The organism is Litchfieldella rifensis, from assembly GCF_042646605.1.
In the GTDB taxonomy this organism is placed as follows: Bacteria; Pseudomonadota; Gammaproteobacteria; order Pseudomonadales; family Halomonadaceae; genus Litchfieldella; species Litchfieldella rifensis.
In genome coordinates this window covers 129,940-154,944 of record NZ_JBHRUG010000026.1, presented here as the reverse complement: position 1 = coordinate 154,944, position 25,005 = coordinate 129,940, and the positions used below count along the sequence as shown (strand labels likewise).

The window sequence follows — 25,005 nt, the reverse complement described above, 5'->3', positions numbered from 1 at the left end:
TTCAGGTCGCGTCGAGACGCATGATCAACCCGATCAGCGCCTCCCGCACCGCCTGCTCACGCACTGCGCGACGATCGCCCGGGAAGTGCCGGCATTCGGCGTCCTGGCGCTCGGCATCGCCCCAGGCCAACCACACCGTGCCGACCGGCTTGGCATCGCTGCCACCTCCCGGCCCGGCCACGCCACTGATGGCCACGCCCCACTGGGCGCCGCTGTCGCGACAGGCGCCGGCGACCATGGCCTCGACGACTTCACGACTGACGGCACCATGGGCCTCGAGCATGGCTTCCGGCACCCCCAGCAACCGGGTCTTGGCGCCATTGGCGTAGGTCACGTACCCGGTCTCGAAGTAGTCGGAACTCCCGGCGACGGCGGTGATGGCACTGGCCACCTCACCGCCGGTACAGGACTCGGCGGCGGTGACATGGACGCCCCGGGCGCGACACTGCTGCCCCAGGCGCTCACTGAGCGAGGTCAGATCGAGATCGTTCAGGTTTCGCGTGGACACGGGCATGCGTGCTCCTCTTTGGCTGAGGGTGATCCTGACGCGGCGCACTCATGGGCGTAGAATAATGCCTTTTGCAGCCGAATGCAGACTCAGCCGCGAGACGATTCCATGGATACAAGGACGCCCATGTCCCAGGCCAGTGCCCAGCACACACCGATGATGAGCCAGTTCCTGAAGATCAAGCGCGAGCACCCGGACGTACTGCTCTTCTATCGCATGGGCGATTTCTATGAGCTGTTCTTCGACGACGCCAAGCGCGCCGCCGCCCTGCTCGACATCACCTTGACCCAGCGCGGCCAATCGGCGGGCAAGCCGATCCCCATGGCTGGCGTGCCCTACCATAGTGCGGAAGGCTACCTGGCACGGCTGGTCAAGGCCGGCGAATCGGTGGCGATCTGCGAGCAGATCGGCGATCCGGCACTCGCCAAGGGCCCGGTGGAACGCAAGGTGGTGCGCATCGTCACCCCCGGCACCCTCTACGACGAAGCGCTGCTCGACGCCCGCCGCGACAACCTGCTGGTCGCCTTGCATGCGCAGGCCGCGCACTGGGGCATCGCCTGGCTGGAACTCTCCAGCGGCCGCTTCAGCGTGCTGGAAGTCGAAGGCGAAGCCGAGATGCTGGCCGAGGTGCAGCGCCTCGACCCCGCCGAAGTGCTGGTCGCCGACGGCCTGGACTTGCCTCCGGCACTGGCGGGCCGCAGCGGCCTGCGACGCCAGAGCGACTGGCTGTTCGATCTCGAGGCCGCCACCCGTACCCTGTGCGACCAGTTCCAGGTGCAGGACCTGCGCGGCTTCGGCTGCGCGCACCTGGAAGGCGCCATCACCGCCGCCGGGATATTGATCGACTACGCCCGCGATACCCAGCGCTCGCGGCTGCCGCATGTCACCGCCATCGGCGTGGAGAGTCGCGACGACGCGGTGGTCATCGACGCCGCCAGCCGCCGCAACCTGGAGATCGACATCAACCTCGGCGGCGGCACCGACAACACCCTGGCCAGCGTGCTCGACACCACCGCCACCGCCATGGGTTCGCGCTTGCTGAAACGCTGGCTGAACCGGCCGCTGCGCGACCATGCCCAGGTCAGCGCACGCCAGGCGGCCGTGCAATTGCTGCTCGACGATGAGTTCTTCGTCACGCTGCGCGACAATCTCAAGCATATCGGCGATATCGAGCGTATCCTCGCGCGCGTGGCGCTGCGCAGCGCCCGTCCTCGTGACCTGGCGCGCCTGCGCGATGCCCTCAATGCCCTGCCCTCCCTGCAGGAGGACCTGGCCGGCCTCGCCGAGGGCTCGACGCTGGATGAACTGCGGCGCCATATCCATCCCTACCCCGGACTCGCCGACACCCTGACCCGCGGCCTGGTCGACAACCCGCCGGTGGTGATCCGCGACGGCGGGGTGATCGCGCCGGGCTTCGATGCCGAGCTCGATGAAATGCGCGGCCTGGCCGAACATGCCGGCGACTATCTGGTCAGCCTCGAAACCCGCGAGCGCGAACGTACCGGCCTCTCCGGCCTCAAGGTCGGCTACAACCGGGTGCATGGCTACTATATCGAGATTCCCCGCGCCCAGGCGCGCGAGGCACCCAGCGATTACATCCGTCGCCAGACGCTGAAGAACGCCGAACGCTTCATCATTCCCGAGCTCAAGGAGTTCGAGGACAAGGCCCTGTCGGCCAAGTCCCGCGCCCTGGCCCGCGAGAAACTGCTCTACGAGAGCCTGCTCGACACCCTGAACGCCGAGCTCGACGCGCTGCAGGCCACGGCGCGTTCGCTGGCCACCCTGGATGTGCTGGCAGCCTTCGCCGAACGCGCCCAGTCGCTGGATTTCGTCTGCCCGCGACTCGCCGAAACCCCGGGCCTCGAGATCCGCGGTGGCCGTCACCCGGTGGTCGAGCAGGTCAGCGAGGCGCCGTTCGTGCCCAACGACCTGGTGCTGGATGACCGGCGGCGGATGCTGGTCATCACGGGCCCCAACATGGGCGGCAAGTCGACTTACATGCGCCAGGCGGCGCTGATCACTCTGCTCGCTCATACCGGTTGCTTCGTGCCGGCGGACAGCGCCGAGATCGGTCCGGTGGATCGCATCTTCACCCGCATCGGCTCCAGCGATGACCTGGCCGGTGGCCGCTCGACCTTCATGGTCGAGATGACCGAGACCGCCAGCATCCTGCACAATGCCACCGATCACAGCCTGGTATTGATGGATGAGATCGGTCGCGGCACCAGCACCTTCGATGGCCTGTCGCTGGCCTGGGCCAGCGCCGAGCACCTGACGCGTTCACGGGCCTTTACCCTGTTCGCCACGCACTACTTCGAGATGACGGCGCTGGCCGAGCAGGCCGAAGGGGTGGCCAACGTCCACCTCACCGCCGCCGAGCACAAGGATGGCATCGTGTTCATGCATCGCGTGGAGGAAGGCCCGGCGAGCCAGAGCTACGGCCTGCAAGTCGCCCAGCTCGCCGGCGTCCCCCAGGCAGTGATCGCCCGTGCCCGCGAGAAGCTGGCCGTACTCGAACAGCAGGAGGTCGACCAGAGCAGTCGCTGGGGAGAGCCAACCGCGGTCCCTCAGCAGACGGACCTGTTCGCCAGCGCACCGCACCCGCTGCTCGACGAGCTGGCATCGCTCGATGTCGACACCATCAGCCCGCGTCAGGCGCTGGAACTGCTCTATAGCTGGCGTGAGGCACTCTGATGGCGGTTCAGGCACTCTCGGGCACCAGGATTGACCAAGACGGTAAGAATGACGGCATGAGAGCATGCCAAAACGGTCTGGAGCCGGCCGGGGCAGCGGCTTGCCCAGGCCTCGGTGGCGCGACTAGAATGTGGCGCCATTAGAATAGCGGCTTATAATACTCCTGCCACTTATAACCCAGCTTACCCAGGTGTCGGCGCGTCAGCATCGCCGCGCCGATCACGACCGAGGGAGACCCCATGACATTCGTCGTCACAGAAAACTGCATCAAGTGCAAGTACACCGACTGCGTCGAAGTGTGTCCGGTGGACTGCTTCTATGAAGGGCCCAACTTCCTGGTCATTCATCCCGACGAGTGTATCGACTGCGCCCTGTGCGAGCCGGAGTGCCCTGCCGAAGCGATCTTCTCCGAAGATGAATTGCCGGATGACCAGAAGGCCTTCATCGAGCTGAATGCCGAGCTTGCCGAAGTGTGGCCGAATATCGCCGAGAAGAAGGACCCGCCGGCCGATGCCGAGGAGTGGGATGGCAAGCCTGGCAAGCTGGAATACCTGGAACGCTGAAGAAACGTGCCCCAATGCCTGCGGGTGAATCGCTGCGTTGCGCCTCACCCTGCTCGTCGATGCAGGCAAGCGTTTCCTTTTGGATACGTGATCCTGGCAGCAAGATACAAGAAACGCCGAATGTCCACGACATTCGGCGTTTCTTGTATTAACCGCCATGAAAAAGGCGACCCGAAGGTCGCCCGCTCCCAGCCATTCCCTTGAGCAGGTCCCTCTGCTCGACTCCTACGGTGACTTCCTTGCCAGGAGGCGACGTCCTGCCACACCCGGCGCACCACGACTAGCATCCCGTTGCATCCTGCCGGAAAAGCGCTCCTCGCCTCTCCAAATCCCAACGTCATTGTGGCAGCTACGCAAGACTTCTCAAGCGGGGGCATCTCACCTCAGCAGTTATCCCGCCTGCTGAGGAGCTGTTTACACCTCTTTATAATCAATGAGATACAAAAAGTCATTGCGCCAAGAGCTGGTTGTTTTTTGATCAAGATAGCCAACTTCGCCGTGCAAATGTAGGAAATGTCTTACAAGAATTGAAGAGATCGCCTACAGTCACCTCGCCTCAGGGGCACTGGCCCGGCAGACGAGAGCCACAGCGCAGGAAGCCAGCGCAGAGATGATGCCCGGAAAGGCGGTGAAGGCGCCGACGCGCCTTCACCGGGAGAGTGAACTCAGCCCTGTCCCTTGATGGCGGCCAGGCCCGGATAGCTCGCCTTGTCGCCCAGTTGCTGTTCGATCACCAGCAGACGGTTGTACTTGGCGACCCGATCGGAGCGGCACAGCGAGCCGGTCTTGATCTGGCCGGCGGAGGTGGCCACGGCCAGGTCGGCGATGGTGGTGTCCTCGGTCTCGCCGGAGCGATGCGAGATCACCGCGGTGAAGCCGGCATCCTGAGCCATCTTGATGGCATCCAGGGTTTCGGACAGCGAGCCGATCTGGTTGAACTTGATCAGGATGGAGTTACCGATCCGCTCATCGATACCGCGCTTGAGGATTCGGGTATTGGTGACGAACAGGTCGTCGCCGACGAGCTGCACACGATCGCCCAGCTTGTCGGTCAGCGCCTTCCAGCCGGCCCAGTCGGACTCGTCCATACCGTCTTCGATCGACACGATCGGGTAGGCTTCACACAGCTCGGCGAGATAATCGACGAAGCCACTGGCATCGTAGGACTTGCCCTCGCCGGCCAGGTCGTACTGGCCATTCTTGTAGAACTCGCTCGAGGCGCAGTCGAGTGCCAGGGTCACGTCCTTGCCCAGGGCATAGCCAGCGTCCGCGACGGCCTGCTTGATCACTTCCAGGGCCTCGGCATTGGATGCCAGGTTAGGGGCGAAACCGCCCTCATCGCCCACCGAGGTGGACAGGCCACGGGCCGACAGCACCTTCTTCAGGGTATGGAAGATCTCGGCCCCCATGCGCAACGCTTCCCGGAAACTCGAAGCGCCCACCGGCTGGACCATGAATTCCTGGATATCGACATTGTTGTCGGCGTGCTCGCCACCGTTGAGGATGTTCATCATCGGCACCGGCATGCAGTATTGCCCCGGCTGGCCGTAAAGCTCGGCGATATGGGCGTAGAGCTCGACCCCCTGGGACTGGGCGGCAGCCTTGGCGGCGGCCAGCGACACCGCGAGGATGGCGTTGGCGCCGAGGTTGGCCTTGTTGTCGGTGCCATCGAGCTCCAGCATGGCGGTGTCGAGGCCGCGCTGGTCGAGCGCGTCCATGCCCATGAGCCGCTCGCGAATCTGGCCGTTGACGGCCTCCACCGCCTTTAGCACGCCCTTGCCCAGATAGCGGGACTTGTCACCGTCGCGCAGCTCCAGGGCCTCTCGTGAACCGGTGGAAGCACCGCTGGGCGCGCAGGCGACGCCCTTGGCAGCGTCTTCGAGAATGACCTCGGCCTGAACGGTGGGGTTGCCGCGGGAGTCGAGCACCTCGAGGGCGCGGATATCGACAATCTTGGTCATCGTGTGTCGTCCTATTGAGTCAGCGTTGATATCGATTGAGTCGAGAGTTCACGGCTCCGCTCAAGAAATCTCCAGTGCAGGGAAGCCCTTGACCAGGTCATCGAGGGCTTTCAACTGGGTCAGGAAGGGCTCCAGCCTGTCCAGCGGCAGGGCGCAGGGACCATCGCACTTGGCATTTTCCGGGTCGGGATGGGCCTCGAGAAACAGCCCGGCGAGGCCCACGGCGACCCCCGCCCGCGCCAGCTCGGCGACCTGGGCCCGGCGCCCTCCCGCACTGTCGGAACGGCCACCGGGACGCTGCAGCGAGTGGGTGACGTCGAAGAACAGTGGATAGCCGGTCTGCTTCATCTCGCCGAAGCCGAGCATGTCGACCACCAGGTTGTTGTAACCGAAGCTCGATCCCCGTTCGCAGAGGATCAGGCGCCGGTTGCCGGCTTCCTCGCACTTCTTGATGATATGGCGCATCTCTTGAGGCGCCAGGAACTGCGGCTTCTTGATATTGATCACCGCGCCGGTCTCGGCCATGGCCACCACCAGGTCGGTTTGGCGCGCCAGAAAGGCCGGCAACTGGATGATATCGGCCACCTGGGCAACGGGCCCGGCCTGCCACGGCTCATGGACATCGGTCAAGATCGGCACCCCAAAGCGCGACTTGACCTCGGCCAGGATCTCCAGACCCTTTTCCAGCCCGGGACCACGGAAGGAGTGGATCGAGCTGCGATTGGCCTTGTCGAAGCTGGCCTTGAACACATAGGGCATGCCGAGCTTGCCGGTCACCTCGACATAGGCCTCGGCGACCTCCAGGGCCATGTCGCGGGATTCCAGCACATTCATGCCGCCGAACAGCGCCAACGGCAATGAATTGCCGGCTTCGAGGCCGGCGAATTCGATGACTTTCTCCTGATCTTGCATGCAGTCTCCTCAGCCCTGCGGTTGGGCCTGGGCATGTTGGCGAGCCCGCACATTCTTGTGCTCCAGCGCTGCACTGACGAAACCGGTGAACAGCGGGTGGCCGTCGCGCGGCGTGGAGGTGAATTCCGGATGGAACTGGCAGGCCACAAACCAAGGATGATCCGGCAACTCGATCATTTCCACCAGCGACTGGTCGACGCTCTTGCCCGAGACCACCAACCCGGCCTTCTCGAGCTCGTCGATGAACTGGTTATTGACCTCGAAACGGTGACGATGACGCTCGACGATTTCATCGGCACCATAGGCCTCATGCGCCTTGGTGCCGGCCTTGAGATGACAGACCTGGCCGCCGAGACGCATGGTTCCGCCCAGGTCGGAGGCCTCGTCGCGCAGCTCGATCTTGCCCTCGGCGTTGATCCATTCGGTGATCAACCCGATCACCGGATGCTGGGTATCGCGTGTGAACTCGGTGGAGTCGGCATCGGCCCAACCGGCCAGGTGGCGAGCGAACTCGATCACCGCCACCTGCATGCCCAGGCAGATACCGAGATAGGGCACGCCGTTCTCACGGGCATAGCGGGCGGTGGCGATCTTGCCTTCCACACCGCGCTCGCCGAAGCCGCCGGGCACCAGGATGGCGTCTTTTCCCGCCAGGCGTTCGGTGCCGTGACGCTCGATGTCCTCGGAGTCGATATAGTCGACATTGATCTTGATCCGGCTCTGGATACCGGCGTGGATCAACGCCTCGTTGAGCGACTTGTAGGCGTCGAGCAGCTCCATGTACTTGCCGACCATGGCGATGTTGACCGACTTCAGCGGATTGAGCTTGGCATCCAGCACGCGGATCCACTCGGACAGGTCGGCTTCGCCAGCCTCGAGTCGCAGCTTGTCGCAGACGATCTCGTCGAGACCGTGCTCGTGGAGCATCAGCGGAATGCGGTAGATGGTGTCGGCATCCTGCAGCGGCACCACGGCGCGCTCCTCGACGTTGGTGAACAGCGCGATCTTGCGCCGCTCGCTCTCCTCGAGCTCGACCTCACTGCGACAGATCAGGATGTCCGGCTGAATCCCGATCGAGCGCAGTTCCTTGACGCTGTGCTGGGTCGGCTTGGTCTTGGTTTCGCCGGCGGTCTTGATATAGGGCACCAGCGTGAGGTGCATGAAAATGGCGTGATTGGCACCCAACTCGCTTCTGATCTGGCGAATCGATTCGAGAAACGGCAGCGATTCGATATCGCCCACCGTGCCGCCGATCTCCACCAGCGCCACATCGAACCCTTCGCCGCCGGCATAGACGCGGCGCTTGATCTCGTCGGTGATGTGCGGGATCACCTGCACGGTACCGCCCAGGTAATCGCCACGGCGCTCCTTGCGCAGCACGTGCTCATAGACACGACCGGTGGTGAAGTTGTTGCCCTGGGTCATCTTGGTGCGGATGAAGCGTTCGTAGTGGCCCAGGTCGAGGTCGGTCTCGGCGCCGTCTTCGGTGACGAATACCTCGCCATGCTGGAAGGGGCTCATGGTGCCCGGATCGACGTTGATGTACGGATCCAGCTTGAGCATGGTGACCTTGAGGCCGCGCGCCTCGAGAATCGCCGCCAGCGAAGCGGACGCGATGCCCTTGCCGAGAGAGGACACAACGCCGCCGGTCACGAAGATATATCGTGTCATGGAAAACCTGTCGAAACGTGATCAGAAGGCGCCGCAGGAAACCGCGCCAGGATGGGACGACAGAGTAGCAGAGATAGGCTAACGGCTCAATTTCGAGCGCGACGCGCAGCTTCGGGCTGCGAGCTGCGAGCTGCGAGCCTCGAGCCTCGAGCAGGATGATCACTCCGCCCTGCTCGAGGCTCGCAGCCCGTGGCTCGCGGCGGGGGTTACACCCCCAGATAATCCAGGATGCCTTCGCCGGCCTGGCGGCCTTCGTAGACGGCGGTGACCACCAGGTCGGAGCCGCGCACCATGTCGCCGCCGGCAAAGATCTTCTCGTTGCTGGTCTGGAAGGCGTAGGCGCCGTGCTCCGGGGCCGTGACCCGGCCGCGCTCGTCGACGGCGATGTCGTTGGGCGCGAACCACTCGATGTCGCTGGGCTGGAAGCCAAAGGCGATGATCACCGCGTCGGCGGGCAGGATCTCCTCGGAGCCCGGCACCACCTCGGGGCGCTGGCGGCCGTTCTCGTCGGGCTCGCCGAGTCGCGTGCGCACCACCTTGACGCCTTCGACCCTGTCCTCGCCGATCACCGCCACCGGCTGGCGGTTGAACAGGAACTCGACGCCTTCCTCACGAGCATTGGCCACTTCGCGCTTGGAGCCCGGCATGTTCTCCTCGTCGCGGCGATAGGCACAGGTCACGCTCGCGGCACGCTGACGGATCGCGGTACGGTTGCAGTCCATGGCGGTGTCGCCGCCACCCAGCACCACCACGCGCTGGCCTTCCAGCGACACATAGTCGGCCGGGTCCTTCTCGAACCCCAGGCAGTGATTGACGTTGGCGATCAAATAGTCGAGCGCCTTGTGCACGCCGGGCAGGTCCTCGCCGGGAAAGCCCCCTTTCATGTACTTGTAGGTGCCCATGCCCAGGAATACTGCATCGTACTCCTCGAGCAGCGCCTCGAAGGACTGATCCTTGCCGATCTCGACACCCAGGCGGAATTCCACGCCCATCTCCTCGAACACCGCGCGGCGGCGCTCCATGACGTGCTTCTCGAGCTTGAACTCGGGGATGCCGAAGGTCAGCAGGCCACCGATTTCCGGGTACTTGTCGAACACCACCGGCTTCACACCGTTGCGCACCAGGATATCGGCGCAGCCCAGCCCGGCCGGACCGGCACCGATGACCGCCACGCGCTTGTCGGTCCAGGTCACCTGGGACATGTCCGGGCGCCAGCCCATGGCGAAGGCGGTGTCGGTGATGTACTTCTCCACCGAGCCGATGGTCACCGCGCCGAAGCCGTCATTGAGCGTGCAGGCGCCCTCGCAGAGGCGATCCTGGGGGCACACCCGGCCGCATACCTCGGGCAGCGAGTTGGTGCGATGCGACAACTCGGCGGCCTCGAGGATATTGCCCTCGCTGACCAGCTTCAGCCAGTTGGGAATGTAATTGTGGACCGGACACTTCCATTCGCAGTAGGGGTTGCCGCACTCCAGGCAACGATGCGACTGGCCGGCCGCTTCCTGGGGCTTGTACGGCTCGTAGATCTCGGCGAATTCCTTGGCCCGGGTACGCGCTTCCTTCTTGTGCGGGTCCTGGCGCCCCACATCGATGAACTGAAAATCGTTGCTCAGACGGTTTGCCATGGTCGTCGTCTCTCCTCGAAAACGGGTACGTCGGGCTTACTCGGGCCGCCGGCGGGATTCGGCTAACAGACTGCCAAGACTCGCGGCCTTGGGCTTCACCAGCCAGAAGTGGCGGATGAAGTCGCTGAAGTCCTCGAGAATCGCCTCGCCGCGCTTGGAGCCGGTCTCGGCGACGTACTCCTCGACGATCTCCCGCAGGTGGCGCCGGTAGGCCTCCATGGCCTCGGTGTTGATCCGCTGGATCTCCACCAGTTCGTGGTTGTACTTGTCGACGAAGGTACGGTCCTCGTCGAGCACATAGGCGAAGCCACCGGTCATGCCGGCACCGAAGTTGACGCCGGTCTCGCCGAGCACGCAGATCAGGCCGCCGGTCATGTACTCGCAGCAGTGGTCGCCGGCGCCCTCGATGACCGCGGTCGCACCGGAATTGCGCACCCCGAAGCGCTCGCCGGCAGTACCGGCGGCGAACAGCTTGCCGCCGGTGGCGCCATACAGGCAGGTGTTGCCGATGATCGCCGTCTTGTGGCTATCGAAGGTACTGGCCCGCGGCGGCACGATGACGATCTGGCCGCCATTCATGCCCTTGCCGACATAGTCGTTGGCATCGCCCTCGAGATAGAGGTTGAGGCCACAGGCGTTCCAGACCCCGAAACTCTGGCCGGCCACGCCGGTGAAGCGCGCGGTGATCGGCGCCTCCTCCAGGCCGGCCTCGCCATAGCGCTTGGCGATGGCCCCCGAGGTCAGCGCCGCCACCGAGCGGTCGCAGTTGGTGATGGTGAACGTGAACTCGCCACCGGACCGGGCCTCGATGGCGGGCAGCAAGGCGTCCAGCACCTCCTTGTTCTTGGCACCCGGGTCATGCGGCACGTTGCGACTGACCCGACAGAACTGCGGCGCCTCCGCGGGCACGAAGTCGTTGGTGAGCAGCGCGCTCAGGTCGAGCTTGCGCTGGGCACTGGTCTGGCCCTCGATGACCTCGAGCAGATCGGTCCGCCCGATCAGGTCGGTCAACTTGCGCACGCCGAGCATGGCCATCAGCTCGCGGACTTCCTCGGCAATGAAGCGGAAGTAGTGCTTGACCATGTCCACGGTGCCACGGAAATGCTCGTCGCGCAGGTACTGGTGCTGAGTGGCGACGCCGGTGGCGCAGTTGTTGAGATGACAGATGCGCAGGTACTTGCAGCCCAGCGCCACCATCGGCGCGGTACCGAAACCGAAGCTCTCGGCACCGAGAATCGCCGCCTTGACCACGTCGAGGCCGGTCTTCAAGCCGCCGTCGGTCTGCAGGCGAATCTTGTCGCGCAGGCCGTTGATGCGCAGCGCCTGATGCACCTCGGGCAGGCCCAGTTCCCACGGGCTGCCGGCGTGCTTGATCGAGGTCAGTGGGCTCGCCGCGGTGCCCCCGTCGTAGCCGGAGACGGTGATCAGGTCGGCATAGGCCTTGGCCACGCCGGTGGCGATGGTGCCGATGCCCGGTTCGGAAACCAGCTTGACCGAGACCTGGGCATCCGGGTTGACCTGCTTGAGATCGAAGATCAGCTGCGCCAGATCCTCGATGGAGTAGATGTCATGATGCGGCGGCGGCGAGATCAGGGTCACGCCGGGCACCGAATAGCGCAGCCGCGCGATCAGCTCGTTGACCTTGCCGCCCGGCAACTGGCCGCCCTCGCCGGGCTTGGCGCCCTGGGCGACCTTGATCTGCAGGACCTCGGCATTGACCAGGTAAGCCGGCGTCACGCCGAAGCGCCCGGAGGCGATCTGCTTGATCTTGGAGCTTCTGATGGTGCCATAGCGGGCCGGATCCTCCCCGCCCTCACCGGAGTTGGAACGCCCCCCGGCTTCGTTCATGGCCTGCGCCAGCGCCTCATGGGCCTCCGGCGACAGCGCACCGAGCGACATCCCGGCGCTGTCGAAGCGCGGCAGCAGCTCCTCGACACCCTCGACCTCTTCCAACGCAATGGGCTCGGGCGCCGGCTTGAGCTTCAGCAGGTCGCGGATGGTCGCCACCGGGCGCTCGTTGACGAGCGCCGCGAATTTCTTCCACTTGGCATAGTCGCCCTGCTGCACCGCCTGTTGCAGGGTCATGACCACATCCGGGTTGTAGGCATGGTATTCGTGATTGTGCACGTACTTGACCAGGCCGCCCTGATACAGCCCCTTGCGCGGGATCCAGGCGTCGCGGGCCAGCAGCTCCTGCTGCATCTGCAGCTCGGCGAAACCGGCGCCCTCGATACGCGAGGCCATGCCGGTAAAGCACATGTCCATCACTTCGGAATGCAGGCCCACCGCCTCGAACAGTTGCGAGCCGCGATAGGAAGCGAGCGTCGAGATCCCCATCTTGGACAGGATCTTGTAGAGCCCCTTCTGCAGCCCCTTGCGGTAGTTCTCGCGGGCGTCCGCCGGGTTGCCGACCAGTTCGCCGGTGCGATGCATGTCGGCCATCACCTGGTAGGCCAGGTAGGGATAGACCGCGGTGGCGCCGACGCCGAACAGCACCGCCATCTGGTGGGCATCGCGGGCATAGCCGGTCTCGACCACCAGGTTGACCCGCGGCCGCAACGCCTTGCGGCCCAGGTGATGGTGGATCGCGCCCACCGCCAGTGCCGCATGGATCGGCAACTTGCCTTTTTCGAGATCGGCGTCGGACAGCACCAGGATCACCTTGCCGCTTCTCGCCGCTTCTTCGGCCTGCTGACACAGCGCCAGCAGTGCCTGCTTGAGACCGACTTCGGCGGGATCATAGGCCAGCGACAGGCGATAGCTGGCGAAGGCCGGATCGTCCTGGCTGACCAGCGCGGTGAACTTGCGCGGCGACAGGACCGGCGTGGTCAGGATCAGGCGATGGGCGTGATCCGGGGTCGCCTCGAAGACGTTCAATTCGGCGCCGCAGCAGGTCTCCAGCGACATCACGATCGCCTCGCGCAGCGGGTCGATCGGCGGGTTGGTGACCTGGGCGAACTTCTGGCGGAAGTGATCGGTCAGCAGCCGATGGTGACGCGACAGCACCGCCATCGGGGTGTCGTCGCCCATCGAGCCCACCGCCTCCTGGCCGCTCTCGGCCAGCGGGCGCAGCAGTTGATCGCGCTCCTCGAAGCTGATCTGGAACATCTTCTGGTAGATGTTCAGCTCGTCGGTCCCCATGGGCTGGAAGCGTGCCAGCTCGGTCAACGCCGACTCCAGGTAATTGGCGCGATCCTTGAGCCAGCGCTTGTAGGGGAAGGCCGCCTTCAGACGGTTGTCGATGTCCCGGGTATGCAGGACCTCACCGGTCTCGATGTCCACGCCCAGCACCTGCCCCGGGCCCACGCGCCCCTTGGCCACCACGTCTTCGGGCCGATAGCCGTACGTGCCGATCTCGGACGCCAGGGTGATATAGCCGTTCCGGGTGATCACCCAGCGCGCCGGGCGCAGGCCATTGCGGTCGAGCATGCACACGGCGTTGCGCCCGTCGGTCATGACCATGCCGGCCGGGCCGTCCCACGGCTCCATGTGCATGGAGTTGTATTCGTAGAAGGCACGCAGGTCGCTGTCCATCGTCTCGACGTTCTGCCAGGCCGGCGGCACCATCATGCGAATGGCGTTGTAGATATCCATGCCGCCGGTCATCAACACTTCCAGCATGTTGTCCATGCTCGAGGAGTCCGAACCGGTGGTATTGACGATCTCGTCGAGCTCGGTGAGGTCGGGCAACAGCTCGTTGACGAAATTTTCCTTGCGCGAGTTGGCCCAGCCGCGGTTGGCCTCGATGGTGTTGATTTCACCGTTATGGGCAAGGAAGCGGAACGGCTGCGCCAGCGGCCAGCGCGGTGCGGTATTGGTGGAGAAGCGCTGGTGGAAGACGCAGATGGCGGTTTCCAGACGCTCGTCGCCCAGATCGTGATAGAAGGTCGGCAGGTCCACGGGCATCATCAGGCCCTTGTAGGACAGCACCTTGGTCGACAGCGAGCAGACATAGAAGTCTTCCTCGTTGCGCAGTTGCTCCTCGGCCCGGCGACGCGCCATGAACAGGTCGACATTGAGCTTGGCCTCGAGGCGGTCGTCACCGGCCTCGACGAAGATCTGGCGGATGCGCGGCAGGCAGTCCAGCGCCATGGGGCCACAGACACTGGCATCGATGGGCACGTCGCGCCAACCATGGACGGTCAGGCCGCGCGCGCTCAGCTCGGTCTCCAACACTTCGCGGGCATACGCCTCGCGAGCGTCGTCGTCGGGCAGGAAGATGCTGCCCACGGCGAACCCGTTGCCCAGCTCGACCCCCAGCGCCTCACGGGCCACGGCCCGCATGAAGCCGGTGGGCATCTTCAACAGCAGGCCACAGCCGTCGCCCGTCTTGCCGTCGGCGGCGATGCCACCACGGTGGGTCATGCAGGTCAGCGATTCGATGGCGGTTTTCAACAGATCATGGCTGGCCCGCCCTTCCATATGGGCGATCAGGCCGAAGCCACAGTTGTCGCGAAATTCGCCAGGCTGGTGGAGACCTCTCATCATGGGCGTGCCTCACAGAAAACGATGTCTTGTATCCAGAAAAAATCAGTGCTATTCTATTTTGTTAATTTTTTTATTTTCCTGGCCATCAGGCGGCCAGTTTCTGGCGCGAAAAAGGTCGTACAGCATAGCCAGGCAGTTGCCTTCACGCAATTCCCCGCAGCACCCCTCGTCCCAAAAACCTCCGAAAATCTGACTGTTAGCTCAACATCTTGATAAAAAGACGTGCCAGGTCAAGGACTTGGCACATGCCAGCGCCCGCCGCTCAGCGCGCTAGACTTTGGTCTAATATTAAGCCTTTCTCCCATGCAGATCATGCATAAGGCATGCTGATTTCCGAAGTTGGCAGGCGACGAGAGCCAAGCTCACGCAGAATAAAAAAATGGCGCCTCCCCTAGGGAAGGCGCCATTTTGTCGTCTCAATGCGTATTGTCAGCACGATCACTGGTCTCGACGCGTGTCAGGCTCGCGGAAACGCCTCCAGCAACGCCGTGAGTTCGTCGGCCGGCGTTTCGTCATGCACGCAGGCGTCGCCGAGCGCACGCAGCAGAATCAGGCGCAGCCGGCTGTCGACATTCTTCTTGTCCAGGCGCATGACCTCGAGAAAATCAGCGGCCGACATGTTCGCGGGAGCGGCCCGTGGCAGGCCAGCGGCATCGACAATGGCGCGCACCCGCGCGACCTGCACCTCGTCGAGCCAGCCCAGGCGGCGCGACAGCTCGGCAGCCATCAGCATGCCGGTCCCTACCGCCTCGCCATGCAGCCAGGCGCCATAGCCCTGGTGCGCCTCGATGGCATGTCCGAAGGTGTGCCCGAGGTTGAGCAAGGCACGCACGCCCTGCTCGGTCTCGTCCTCGGCGACCACCGCGGCCTTGAGCGCGCAACTGCGATAGATCGCCTCGCGCAGCGCCGCATCGTCGAGATTGCGCAACTCGGTCATCTGCGCTTCCAGCCACGCCAGGAAGTCGGCATCACGGATCAGGCCGTACTTGATCACCTCGGCCAGGCCGGCGGACAGCTCCCGCGGCGGCAGGGTGGCCAGGGTCTGGGTGTCGATCAGCACGGCCCGCGGCTGCCAGAAGGCACCGATCATGTTCTTGCCACGCGGATGATTGACGCCGGTCTTGCCGCCGACCGAGGAATCGACCTGCGACAGCAGGGTCGTCGGTACCTGGACGAAAGCCACGCCACGCTGATAACACGCCGCCGCAAAGCCCACCATGTCGCCGATCACCCCGCCCCCCAGGGCCACCAGGGTACAGCGGCGGTTGAAACCAGCGGCCAGCAGGGCATCCCAGATCGTCGCCACCGACTCCAGCGTCTTGGTGTGCTCGCCATCGGGCAGTACCAGCTCGCGCACGTCCAGCTCACTGGACAGCCCCTGCTTGACGCGCTCCAGGTACAGTGGCGCAACGGTTTCATTGGTCACGATCATCACCTGGCGACCGGCCAGGTACGGCTCGAGCCAGCCGGGATCGCCCAGCAGCGCGGGGCCGATGTGGATCGGGTAGCGGCGCTCGCCCAGCTCGACGCTGAGGGTGACGGGGGCATCGGAAACGTGTGACATGGTCAGGCCTTGCATTGCAGTGGGTCCACCAGGCGGCTGACACGACGCACGATCTCGCCGACCACCGAGCGGGGGCCGCGGCGGTCGGTGCGAACGATCAGGTCGGCGGTGGCACGGTACAGGGGATCGCGCTTGGCAAACATCGCACGCAGAATCTCTTCGGGGTTCCCCCCCTGCAACAAGGGACGATTGCGGTCCTTGGCAGTGCGCTTCAGCTGCTGCTCGACGGTGGTGTAAAGGTAGATGACGGTGCCCCGCTCGCGCAGCGCGCGACGGTTGGTTTCACGCATGACCGCCCCGCCGCCAGTGGCCAGCACGACGCCCTGCCGTTGAGTGAGCTCGTCGACCATCTGCTGCTCGCGCTCGCGAAAGCCGGCCTCGCCCTCGACATCGAATATCCAGGGGATATCGGCGCCACAGCGAGCCTGGATTTCGTGATCGCTATCGACGAAATCGCGCGAAAGCTCGGCCGCCAGCAGACGGCCAATGGTACTTTTGCCGGCCCCCATGGGCCCGACCAGGAAAAGATTGGGAAGATCCTGCATCAGCGAAATGCCAGCCCGTCCTCGATGATTCTGGGAGTAATGAATACCAGCAACTCTACCTTTTCATTGGAGTCTTGGGTATAGCGAAAAAGGTTACCTATCACCGGCAGATCGCCGAAGAAGGGCGTCTTGAACAGGCTGCGGATCTGCTCGGTGGTCAGGATTCCGCCCAGCACCACGGTCTCGCCGTTGTCGACCAACACCTGGGTCGTGATCTGGTTGGTGTCGATGGAGGGCACACCGGCGAATTCTTCACCGACGGCATCGTTGTTGACCACCAGATCCATGACGATGCGGTTGTCCGGCGTGATTTGCGGCGTGACCTCCAGCGACAGTACCGCTTCCTTGAATTCCACATTGGTGGCACCACTGGAAGTGGCTTCCTGGAAGGGAATCTCGGTGCCCTGCTTGATCACCGCGGTGCGCTGGTTGGCGGTGATCACCCGCGGCTGGGAAATCGTCTGGCTCTTGCCCTCGCTCTCCAGCGCCCGCAGCTCGAGATCGAGCAGAATATCGCCGGACAGGTAGCCGAAGGTAAAGGAGGTCAGGGGGTTGTCCGCACTGCCCATATCGACGGCCAAGCCACCGCGGGCCCGACTCAACCCCTGAGGATTGAGATCCCGGGCCACATTGTCCACCAGGTTATTGACCTCGGGCGGGCTGAGCGTATCGCCTGCACGCTCCCGCTCGCGGAAGCCGCGTGTCGAAGACGCGCCCCACCTGACGCCCAGCTCGCGGGTGGCACTGTCGCGGGCGATGACGATACGCGCCTCGATCTGGACCTGGCGCACGGCGACATCCAACTGCTCGATGGTGCGCCGGATTTCCTGCAGTTGCGCGGCGGTATCCTGGATCATCAGGGTATTGGTGCGTACATCCACCGCGACCCGCCCACGCTCGGTGAGCAGGCCGAGACCACTCTCGCCACGCAGCAACGCGGCCAGGTCCGCCGCCTTGGCGTAGCGAATCTGCAGCATCTCGGTCGTCAACGGCGCCAGCGTCTCCATCTGGGTGCGCGCCTCGATCTCCTGGCGCTCGATATTGGCCAGTTCCGCGGCCGGCGCCACCACGATGACGTTGCCCTCCTGGCGGCTGGCCAGACCATGGCTCTTGAGCACCAGGTCGAGCGCCTGGTCCCAGGGCACGTCCTGCAGGTTCAACGTCACGCTACCGGTGACGCTGTCGCTGGCGACCAGGTTGAGGCCGGTGAATTCGGCGATGATCGCCAGCACCGAGCGCACCTCGATATCCTGGAAATTGAGGGTGATCCGTTCGCCGGTATAGGGGAACCGCTCGCGCTCGCGCCTCTCGCGGGCCGCTGGGGAGACCGGTTGCGCCTCGATCACCAGCTGACGACCGCTGTGGGTGGACAGCATGGCGAATTCGCCCTCGCCCTCCAGGCTCAGGGTGACCCCGTCGCGGTCGCGGCTCGGCGTGATACGCCGTATCGGCGTACCGAAGTCCGTGACATCCAGCACCTGATCCAGCGCCGCCGGCAACCGCACGCCACGCAGTTCGGCGACGATGCGATTGCCGACCTCGCGCACCCGCGAATCGACGCCGGCACGGTCGAAGGTGACGATCAACCGCCCGGTGTCGTCTTCGCCACGGCGAAAGTCGATATCCTCGATACTCGGCTGGCGGCTGGCTGTCGGGGCCGGCGCCTCGGCAGCGGTCCGGGACTGGCCGGTCGTCGCCTCCTCTCCGCCACTGCCGGCACCGATGACCAGGCGCAGGCGGTCTCCTACCTGACGCGTGCGGTAGGGCAGCGGACCGTCGAGGTTGAACACCAGACGGGTACGCGAACCAGCTGCCAGGGTAGTGACGTGCTCGACCCCGCCGATGCCCAGGTCATAACGGCGACGATCCAGTTGGCTGGCCGTCTCCATCAGGTCGATGGTCAGTCGCGGGGGGGCGTCCAACCGGTAGCCTCGCACCTCCGGCACGCCACCGCTGAAGCGCAGGTCCACTTCGAGCTCGCCGCCGCTGCCCTGCTGAAAATCGAGTTCGGTGAGCGTCGATGCCGCCCAGGCCGAAAGCGGCAGCAGCATGCCAAGCATCACGGCGGCCAGGCCGCGAATCACGTTGTGCATTGTCATCCATCCCTTGCGTCTTGCGGTGCCGTGGTCGAGTTAGCCACGGCGGTCTGATGCGTCATCGAGTGTCAGGCTGCGCGTGCGCTCGATCCAGCCGCCCTGCCCAGTGGCCACCACCTCGACCAGTTGCACCGAGGTGGCGGTGATGCTGACGATACGTCCGAAATCGGTGCCCAGATAGTCGCCGGTCGTCAGGCGGTGCACCTTGCCATCCGGGGCACGCACCAGCGCCGAGCGCTGGCCACCCACGACGAGCGTGCCCACCAGATCCAGCGACTCCAGGACATAGGCTTCCAACGGCTCTCGCGGCCGCGACAGGTCCGGCGCCAGTTCGCTGGATCCGGCCGGCGCTTCCTCGGCCTGCGGCAAGCGCGCCATGAAGGGGCTGCGCTCATCGGCATGGTCATAAGACACCCTCCGATAGTCGGGCAGTTCGGGCAATGCCGGGATGCTCAGCTCACCGGGGTCGGCCCGCAATGACGCCAGTTCCCGGTCCAGCTGATCGAGTTCGGGATCGGCGCAGGCGCTCAGCAAGGCAGCCAAGGCGATTCCCGCCATCCGGAGCGGTCGGATCATGGTCTCGCATCCTCACCGCCGGACGGGCGATAGCGATAGGTTTGCGCCAGCATCGACAAGCGCAGTTGTCCCTGACCGTCGACCGGCTCCAAGGTGAAGTCATGCTGGGTGACGATACGCGGCAGGCCGGCGACGCCGGCCAGGAAGTAAGCGATACGATGATAATCGCCCCGAACCTGGATATCGAAAGGCTGCTCGATATAGAACTCTTGCGCCACGGGGCTGCGCAAGCGGATGAAGTCGATTGTCAATTGGTTGTCGATGGCCGTCTCGCTGATATGGTCGATCAACGAAGGGATCTCGGTACCGGTGGGCAACATCTCGCGCAGGGTGCTCATGCGCGCTTCCAGTTCGGCGACCTGATCGCGCATGACCGGCAGGCTCGCTGCCTGCGCCGCCTTGTGGCGATAGTCTCGCATCAGCTCGCGCTCTTCCCGCTCGGCGTCGGCGAGGTCCTTGGCCTTGGGGGCGGCCAGGTACCAGTGCATGCCGACAAAGGTCAGCCCCAGCACCAGCAAGCAGCAAATGAGTTGCAGCGACCAGGGCCAGCCTCCAGCCTCCTTGATATCCAGCTCGCGCCAGTCCAATTCGCGCAGGCGACGCCACTCCCCGGAGAAATTCATGGCGCCTCCTCACTCGGCGATAGCCGCTGCGTCACGCTCAAGCTGAAGCGGCGCTGCTGCTGGCCCGCATCGGCCTCGACTTCGGAAAGCACTGGCACCTCGAACGCCGAAGCCCGGGCCAGTGCACGCAACTGATCGGAAACCTGGCGGTTGTTCTCGGCCACCCCCGTCAAGCGCAAGGTATCGCCCTGCCGCGCCAGCCGCGTGTAATGAACCCCCTCCTCGAGACTCTCGGTAAGCTGATTGAAGACATGCACCGTCTGCGGCCGACCGCGCTGCAGGCGGGTGAAGATCTCGATGCGCTCCATCATCTGCTCGTGCGTGCCCTCATACTCGCTGATCGAACGAATATCGCCGTCGAGTCGCGCCAGCTGCTGACGGATATGCTCATTGCGTTGCTGCTGGGCGACGAGTTGCACCTGATAGTGGTAGATCATGCCAGCACCGGCGGCGACCCCCACCACGGCGGCAACCATCAGGGCCAGATAGAAGCGCTTGCTGCGCCGTTCGCGCACTCGCTCCCGCCAGGGCAGCAGGTTGATCTCGATGGTCATGCACGCCCCCTCATCGCCAGGCCACAGGCCGTCAGCATCGCGGGGGCATCGCCCGACAAGGTATGGATATCGATTCGCGAATTGACCTTCATGCGCTGGAAGGGGTTGGCGATCACCACGTCCATGCCGCTTTCCTGGGCCAGGCGATGGCTGAGCCCGGGGATCACGCTGCAGCCACCGGCCAGCACCAGACGCTTGACCTCGTGCTTGCGACCAGCGGTATAGTAAAGTTGTAGGGAGCGCCCAATCTGTTGCACCAGGGTGTCGACGAAGGGGTCGAGTACGTTGTGGCGATAATCCTCGGGTAGCCCGCCGCGTTTCTTGGCCAGTCCGGCCTCTTCGAGACTCAAGCCATAGCGACCGCGAATCTCTTCGGTCAACTGGCGCCCCCCGAAGACGGTGTCGCGACTGTAAGTGATGCGCCCGCGCCTGAGCACATGGAAGGCGTTCATGGTGGCGCCGACATCGACCAGGGCCACGCAGTCGTCGTCTCCGCTCAATGGGGGTAGCTGGTGGCGCAGTTCGCTGAAGGCGCGCTCCATGGCGAAGGTTTCGACATCCACCGCCGCTGGCTCGAGGCCGGCCTGGAACAACGCTTCGGTCAACTGGCTGACATCCTGTTGACGGCAGGCGACCAGCAGGATGTCCTGCTGGTCGCCATAGCGGGCATTGAGCCCCAAGCGCTGAAAATCAAACGCCACTTCGCTGAACGGAAAGGGGATATGCTTGTCGGATTCAAGCTGGATACGGGCCTCGATCTCGCTGTCATTCAGCGAGGCGGGTAGCGTCAGCGTCTTGGTGATCGCCGCGCTGGCCGGCACGGCGACACTGGCTTGGTTCGTGGTGGGGCGAGCATGCTCGACGGCACGCCGGATCGCCTCGGCGACGTTCCCCATGTCACGGATACGCCGCTCGACCACGACCCCCTCACGCAAGGGGCGTACGGCATAACTGTCTACCTGGAAATGGGCACCGGCCTGCTTGAGCTCGATCAACTTGACCGTTGCCGAGGTGATATCGACTCCGATCAATCCTTTGCTGGACCTTTTCAGTCGCACTAAGGTAGTACCTCTGCGTGATCAAATGCGGCTAGCCGCTTACCTTCTTGCTTCTAACGTTCCATGTTGCCTAATCCCCAGCATGAGAGGTTACATGATATTGTCTGAACTCACATAATAGTAGGGGGATTGCCGCTTCAACGCTGGTGAGTCTCCCGCAGGGTTCTTATAATACGCAGTTTGATGGATCATCCCGCTCATCGCCGCCGTAACGCTACCGACCATCACGGATACCGCTATTTCATGAAGTTCTTCAGAAAGCTCGTCATCTCGACAGTGTGGCTCGTCCTGTCGCTTGGTACGGCCAGCGTGCTGGCCGTTGTGGGCGCTGCCCTGTACTTCGCGCCGGGCCTGCCGGACGTTCGTCAACTGCAGGATTTCGAACTGCATACGCCCTTGAGGATTTTCACCCGCGACGGCAAGTTGATCGGCGAATTCGGCGAAGAGCGTCGCATGCCGGTGAACTTCGAGGCCATCCCCCAGGACTTTGTCCAGGCGCTGCTCGCGGCCGAGGATGGCAGCTTCTTCGACCATCCCGGCGTCGACCCGAAAGGCATTGCCCGCGCCGCCTTCGAGCTGGTCGCCAGTGGCGGTGACATCCAATCCGGTGGCAGCACCATCACCATGCAGGTGGCACGCAACTACCTGCTGACGCTCGATCGCACCTTCACCCGCAAGATTCGCGAGATCCTGCTGGCCCTGCAGATGGAGCAGGTATTGACCAAGGAAGAGATCTTCTCGCTCTACGTCAACAAGATCTTCCTCGGCAACCGGGCCTACGGCATCGCTGCCGCCGCTGAAACCTATTACGACAGGCCTCTCGGCGAACTGACCCTGGCCCAGAAGGCGATGATTGCCGGCCTGCCCAAGGCGCCTTCGACCTTCAATCCGCTCGCCAATCCCGAACGCTCGTTGATCCGCCGCAACTGGATCCTCTATCGCATGCGCGAGCTGGACTTCATCGACCAACCGACCTACGAGGAAGCCGTAGCGGCCCCCATCACCGCGCGCCGCTTTACCGCGCAGGTCGAGGTCGATGCTCCCTACGTCGCGGAAATGGCCCGCCAGTTCGCCACGGAGCGCTATGGCGAGGAGGCCTATACCGGCGGCTATCGCATCCACACCACGCTGGACAGCCATCTGCAGCCCTACGCCAGCCAGGCCCTGACCCAAGGGCTTATCGACTACGACACTCGCCATGGCTGGCGTGGCCCCGAGCAGCAAGACATTCCCGCGAGCCTGGTCGAGGCCCAGGAACGCACCGAACGGAGTGGCCTCGAGGAAGAGCTCTCCGAATCGCCGGAAGTCATGGAAACCGCCCGCCAGGCGGCCCAGAGCAGTCAGACCCGGATCGCGGGCGTCGAGGGCGATGTCAGCAACTGGCTACGCGTACTCGAGCGCACACCCGGCTACGGACCACTGCAGCCGGCCATCGTGGTGGAAAGCGAAGGCCGCGCAATGCAGGTGCTGACCCGCCAGGGCAACCTCGTGACCCTGGATTGGGATGGCCTTAGTTGGGCCGGTCGTTACCACAGCGCCCGCTGGCACGAAGAAGCCCCTGCCTCGGCAGCGGAAATTGCTAGCCGCGGCGACCTGGTGCGCATCCTGCAGCGCGACGACGGCAGTTGGCGGCTGTCGCAACGCCCCGATGTCGAGGGCTCGATCGTGGTGCTGGAGCCGGATACGGGGGCGATCCTCGCCTTGCAGGGCGGCTTCAGCTTCGAGGCCAGCAAGTTCAATCGCGCCACCCAGGCCCAGCGCCAGTCGGGCTCCATCTTCAAGCCCTTCGTTTACCTGGCCGCGCTGCAGAATGGCAATATGAATGCCGCCACCGTCGTCAACGATGCCCCGGTGGTGATGCCCGACGCCGGCGATATCTGGCGCCCGGCCAACTCCAGCGGCGACTTCCTCGGCCCGACCCGGCTACGCGTGGCCTTGGCGAAATCGCGCAACCTGGTGACGGTACGAGTGCTGCAGCGCCTGGGACTCGACAACACCCTGGAGTTCCTGGAGGGCTTCGGCTTCGACGAGGACCGCTTGCCCTACGGTCTGGCGCTGGCGCTGGGCAGCACCTCTCTGACCCCGCTGGAAATGACCAACGCCTATGCGGTCCTAGCCAATGGCGGCTTCCAGGTTTCCCCCTGGTTCATCGAGAAGGTGACTCGCGGCAACGATGACGAAGTTCTCGAAGAAGCCGAGCCACGCGTGGCCTGCCGCGAATGCCCCGAAGGCGCCACTGAGACGGAAATCGATGGCAAGCGCTATGCCTTGGCGCCTCGCGTCGCCGATCCGGCCGCGGTGTATATCCTGCGCGACATGTTGCGTGACGTGATCGAAATCGGCACCGGCCGGGGTGCCCTGAAACTGAATCGCAGCGATATCGTCGGCAAGACCGGCACCACCAACGAGCGACGCGATGCCTGGTTTGCCGGCTACAATAACGAGCTGGTGACCACTGTGTGGGTCGGCAAGGACAACTACGAAACCACCGGCGAGTACGGGGGAAGCGCCGCCCTGCCGATCTGGGTCGATTTCATGGGCAATGCCCTCAACGGCAGGCCCGAAACCATACCGGAAGCCCCAAGCGAGATCGTGCGTGCGCGCGTCGACCCGGAAACCGGGCGCCGCCTGCATGAGGACCAGGCCGGTGGTATCAGCGAGATCTTCCATACCGACCATCTGCCAGACTATCAGCCGCGTACCATGGAACGCGAACTGGAAAATCGCAGTGGCTCCCAGGGCACCGGCACCTACGAAGCCATTTTCTGAACCAGCCCCGGGCGGCAGGGACGCCGCCCGGAGTAACAGTCACCGCACCCTGTCATGTCACACTGTGTTCCACCTGCCCATGGCAACCACCCATGGAGTCTTCACATGCCGCGCCATCTGACCGGCCTGATGATTGCGACAAGCCTGATCGCCTCGGGTCCCTCGGCACTGGCCAGCCCTTTCTATGCACCACCGGCCCCCGAGGAAGATGCACCGACCTTCAGTGGCGAAGCCGAACTCGGCTTCACCCGACTGTCCGGCAATAAAGACAGTCAGACCCTGATCGCCAAGGGTCGCCTGACCTGGCTAACCGGTCCCTGGACCCAGACCCTGCGCAGCGAGGCCATCAACGCGACGCGCAACGGCGAGACCGATGCCGAACGGTATTTGCTAGCCGGCCGTGAGCGTTACAACCTCGAGGGGCCTCATTATCTGTTCGGCTTCTCCCGCTGGGAGAAGGACCGCTTTGGCGGCTATGAGTATCAGTTCACCACCATTGGTGGCTACGGGCGTCAGCTGCTCGACACCGATACCCACCAGCTGTCGCTTGAAGGCGGCCCCGGCTACCGCTACGACGCCATTCGTGATGATGACAACGAGACCCTGGGCGTCGCCTACGGTGCGCTGGACTACGAGTGGGAGGTCTCCTCCTTTGCCACGCTCGATCAGGAGATGTCCGTGGAGGCCACCGCCAACAACGTCACCTCCCGCTCATTATCGTCGCTTACCGCCAAGCTCAATTCGCGCCTGGCGCTGCGCCTTTCCCATGAGATCAAGCACAACTCGCAACCACCGGAA

Annotated in this window: 17 protein-coding genes; 4 read left to right on the top strand and 13 right to left on the bottom strand. The window is 64.1% G+C overall.

Annotated elements, in window-relative coordinates:
• Position 1: 1 nt before the first annotated feature.
• On the bottom strand, positions 2–514 hold the full coding sequence (locus ACFOEV_RS12415; protein WP_386774366.1) for a CinA family protein: 513 nt from the start codon (positions 512–514) through the stop codon (positions 2–4).
• A gap of 120 nt (positions 515–634) precedes the next feature.
• Here ACFOEV_RS12415 and mutS point away from each other — a divergent pair, with 120 nt between their 5' ends.
• Both mutS and fdxA read left to right on the top strand, forming a co-directional pair.
• Positions 635–3,202 (top strand): DNA mismatch repair protein MutS, encoded by a 2,568-nt coding sequence (gene mutS, locus ACFOEV_RS12410; RefSeq protein ID WP_386774421.1) that lies wholly within the window; start codon positions 635–637, stop codon positions 3,200–3,202.
• 239 nt (positions 3,203–3,441) lie between these two features.
• A complete protein-coding gene (fdxA, locus tag ACFOEV_RS12405) occupies positions 3,442–3,765 on the top strand; it encodes a ferredoxin FdxA (protein ID WP_386774364.1) in 324 nt (107 codons plus the stop codon).
• 665 nt (positions 3,766–4,430) lie between these two features.
• On the opposite strand, the gene eno is transcribed toward fdxA, so the two are convergent.
• The 12 genes from eno to pilM all read right to left on the bottom strand — a co-directional run bounded on the left by eno (position 4,431) and on the right by pilM (position 21,438).
• Positions 4,431–5,726 (bottom strand): phosphopyruvate hydratase, encoded by a 1,296-nt coding sequence (gene eno / locus ACFOEV_RS12400; protein ID WP_386774362.1) that lies wholly within the window; start codon positions 5,724–5,726, stop codon positions 4,431–4,433.
• A gap of 60 nt (positions 5,727–5,786) precedes the next feature.
• A complete protein-coding gene (gene kdsA / locus ACFOEV_RS12395) occupies positions 5,787–6,638 on the bottom strand; it encodes a 3-deoxy-8-phosphooctulonate synthase (RefSeq protein WP_386774360.1) in 852 nt (283 codons plus the stop codon).
• A 9-nt stretch (positions 6,639–6,647) separates the two neighbouring features.
• Positions 6,648–8,309: a CTP synthase gene (locus ACFOEV_RS12390; protein WP_386774358.1), complete on the bottom strand. Its 1,662-nt coding sequence runs from the start codon at positions 8,307–8,309 to the stop codon at positions 6,648–6,650.
• Positions 8,310–8,515: 206 nt separating this feature from the next.
• Positions 8,516–9,934, bottom strand: a complete 1,419-nt coding sequence (locus ACFOEV_RS12385) for an FAD-dependent oxidoreductase (protein ID WP_386774356.1) — start codon at positions 9,932–9,934, stop codon at positions 8,516–8,518.
• Between the two features lie 36 nt (positions 9,935–9,970).
• The gene (gene gltB, locus ACFOEV_RS12380) at positions 9,971–14,422 is read right to left on the bottom strand and encodes a glutamate synthase large subunit (protein ID WP_386774354.1); all 4,452 of its coding nucleotides are present in this window, start codon (positions 14,420–14,422) and stop codon (positions 9,971–9,973) included.
• Between the two features lie 457 nt (positions 14,423–14,879).
• Positions 14,880–15,986: a 3-dehydroquinate synthase gene (gene aroB, locus ACFOEV_RS12375; RefSeq protein WP_386774352.1), complete on the bottom strand. Its 1,107-nt coding sequence runs from the start codon at positions 15,984–15,986 to the stop codon at positions 14,880–14,882.
• 2 nt (positions 15,987–15,988) lie between these two features.
• Positions 15,989–16,531 (bottom strand): shikimate kinase AroK, encoded by a 543-nt coding sequence (gene aroK / locus ACFOEV_RS12370; protein ID WP_386774350.1) that lies wholly within the window; start codon positions 16,529–16,531, stop codon positions 15,989–15,991.
• Positions 16,531–18,624 (bottom strand): type IV pilus secretin PilQ, encoded by a 2,094-nt coding sequence (gene pilQ, locus ACFOEV_RS12365; RefSeq protein WP_386774348.1) that lies wholly within the window; start codon positions 18,622–18,624, stop codon positions 16,531–16,533. Before pilQ ends, aroK begins: the two co-directional genes overlap by 1 nt.
• Positions 18,625–18,663: 39 nt before the next feature.
• Positions 18,664–19,203 (bottom strand): pilus assembly protein PilP, encoded by a 540-nt coding sequence (locus tag ACFOEV_RS12360; RefSeq protein ID WP_386774346.1) that lies wholly within the window; start codon positions 19,201–19,203, stop codon positions 18,664–18,666.
• The gene (pilO, locus tag ACFOEV_RS12355; RefSeq protein WP_386774344.1) at positions 19,200–19,826 is read right to left on the bottom strand and encodes a type IV pilus inner membrane component PilO; all 627 of its coding nucleotides are present in this window, start codon (positions 19,824–19,826) and stop codon (positions 19,200–19,202) included. Before pilO ends, ACFOEV_RS12360 begins: the two co-directional genes overlap by 4 nt.
• The gene (locus ACFOEV_RS12350; protein ID WP_386774342.1) at positions 19,823–20,380 is read right to left on the bottom strand and encodes a PilN domain-containing protein; all 558 of its coding nucleotides are present in this window, start codon (positions 20,378–20,380) and stop codon (positions 19,823–19,825) included. The genes pilO and ACFOEV_RS12350 overlap by 4 nt, the downstream gene beginning before the upstream one ends.
• On the bottom strand, positions 20,377–21,438 hold the full coding sequence (gene pilM / locus ACFOEV_RS12345) for a type IV pilus assembly protein PilM (protein ID WP_386774340.1): 1,062 nt from the start codon (positions 21,436–21,438) through the stop codon (positions 20,377–20,379). The genes ACFOEV_RS12350 and pilM overlap by 4 nt, the downstream gene beginning before the upstream one ends.
• Before the next feature lie 243 nt (positions 21,439–21,681).
• Here pilM and ACFOEV_RS12340 point away from each other — a divergent pair, with 243 nt between their 5' ends.
• Together ACFOEV_RS12340 and ACFOEV_RS12335 are read left to right on the top strand one after the other, a co-directional pair.
• On the top strand, positions 21,682–24,207 hold the full coding sequence (locus ACFOEV_RS12340; RefSeq protein WP_386774338.1) for a penicillin-binding protein 1A: 2,526 nt from the start codon (positions 21,682–21,684) through the stop codon (positions 24,205–24,207).
• Between the two features lie 105 nt (positions 24,208–24,312).
• The coding region (locus tag ACFOEV_RS12335; protein WP_386774336.1) for a DUF481 domain-containing protein at positions 24,313–25,005 on the top strand (693 nt) is incomplete at its 3' end.

Coding starts and splice junctions, on each gene's coding strand:
- ACFOEV_RS12415 (WP_386774366.1), bottom strand. CDS start 514: ATGCCCGTGTCCACGCGAAACCTGAACGATCTCGATCTGACCTCGCTC.
- mutS (WP_386774421.1), top strand. CDS start 635: ATGTCCCAGGCCAGTGCCCAGCACACACCGATGATGAGCCAGTTCCTG.
- fdxA (WP_386774364.1), top strand. CDS start 3,442: ATGACATTCGTCGTCACAGAAAACTGCATCAAGTGCAAGTACACCGAC.
- eno (WP_386774362.1), bottom strand. CDS start 5,726: ATGACCAAGATTGTCGATATCCGCGCCCTCGAGGTGCTCGACTCCCGC.
- kdsA (WP_386774360.1), bottom strand. CDS start 6,638: ATGCAAGATCAGGAGAAAGTCATCGAATTCGCCGGCCTCGAAGCCGGC.
- ACFOEV_RS12390 (WP_386774358.1), bottom strand. CDS start 8,309: ATGACACGATATATCTTCGTGACCGGCGGCGTTGTGTCCTCTCTCGGC.
- ACFOEV_RS12385 (WP_386774356.1), bottom strand. CDS start 9,934: ATGGCAAACCGTCTGAGCAACGATTTTCAGTTCATCGATGTGGGGCGC.
- gltB (WP_386774354.1), bottom strand. CDS start 14,422: ATGATGAGAGGTCTCCACCAGCCTGGCGAATTTCGCGACAACTGTGGC.
- aroB (WP_386774352.1), bottom strand. CDS start 15,986: ATGTCACACGTTTCCGATGCCCCCGTCACCCTCAGCGTCGAGCTGGGC.
- aroK (WP_386774350.1), bottom strand. CDS start 16,531: ATGCAGGATCTTCCCAATCTTTTCCTGGTCGGGCCCATGGGGGCCGGC.
- pilQ (WP_386774348.1), bottom strand. CDS start 18,624: ATGCACAACGTGATTCGCGGCCTGGCCGCCGTGATGCTTGGCATGCTG.
- ACFOEV_RS12360 (WP_386774346.1), bottom strand. CDS start 19,203: ATGATCCGACCGCTCCGGATGGCGGGAATCGCCTTGGCTGCCTTGCTG.
- pilO (WP_386774344.1), bottom strand. CDS start 19,826: ATGAATTTCTCCGGGGAGTGGCGTCGCCTGCGCGAATTGGACTGGCGC.
- ACFOEV_RS12350 (WP_386774342.1), bottom strand. CDS start 20,380: ATGACCATCGAGATCAACCTGCTGCCCTGGCGGGAGCGAGTGCGCGAA.
- ACFOEV_RS12340 (WP_386774338.1), top strand. CDS start 21,682: ATGAAGTTCTTCAGAAAGCTCGTCATCTCGACAGTGTGGCTCGTCCTG.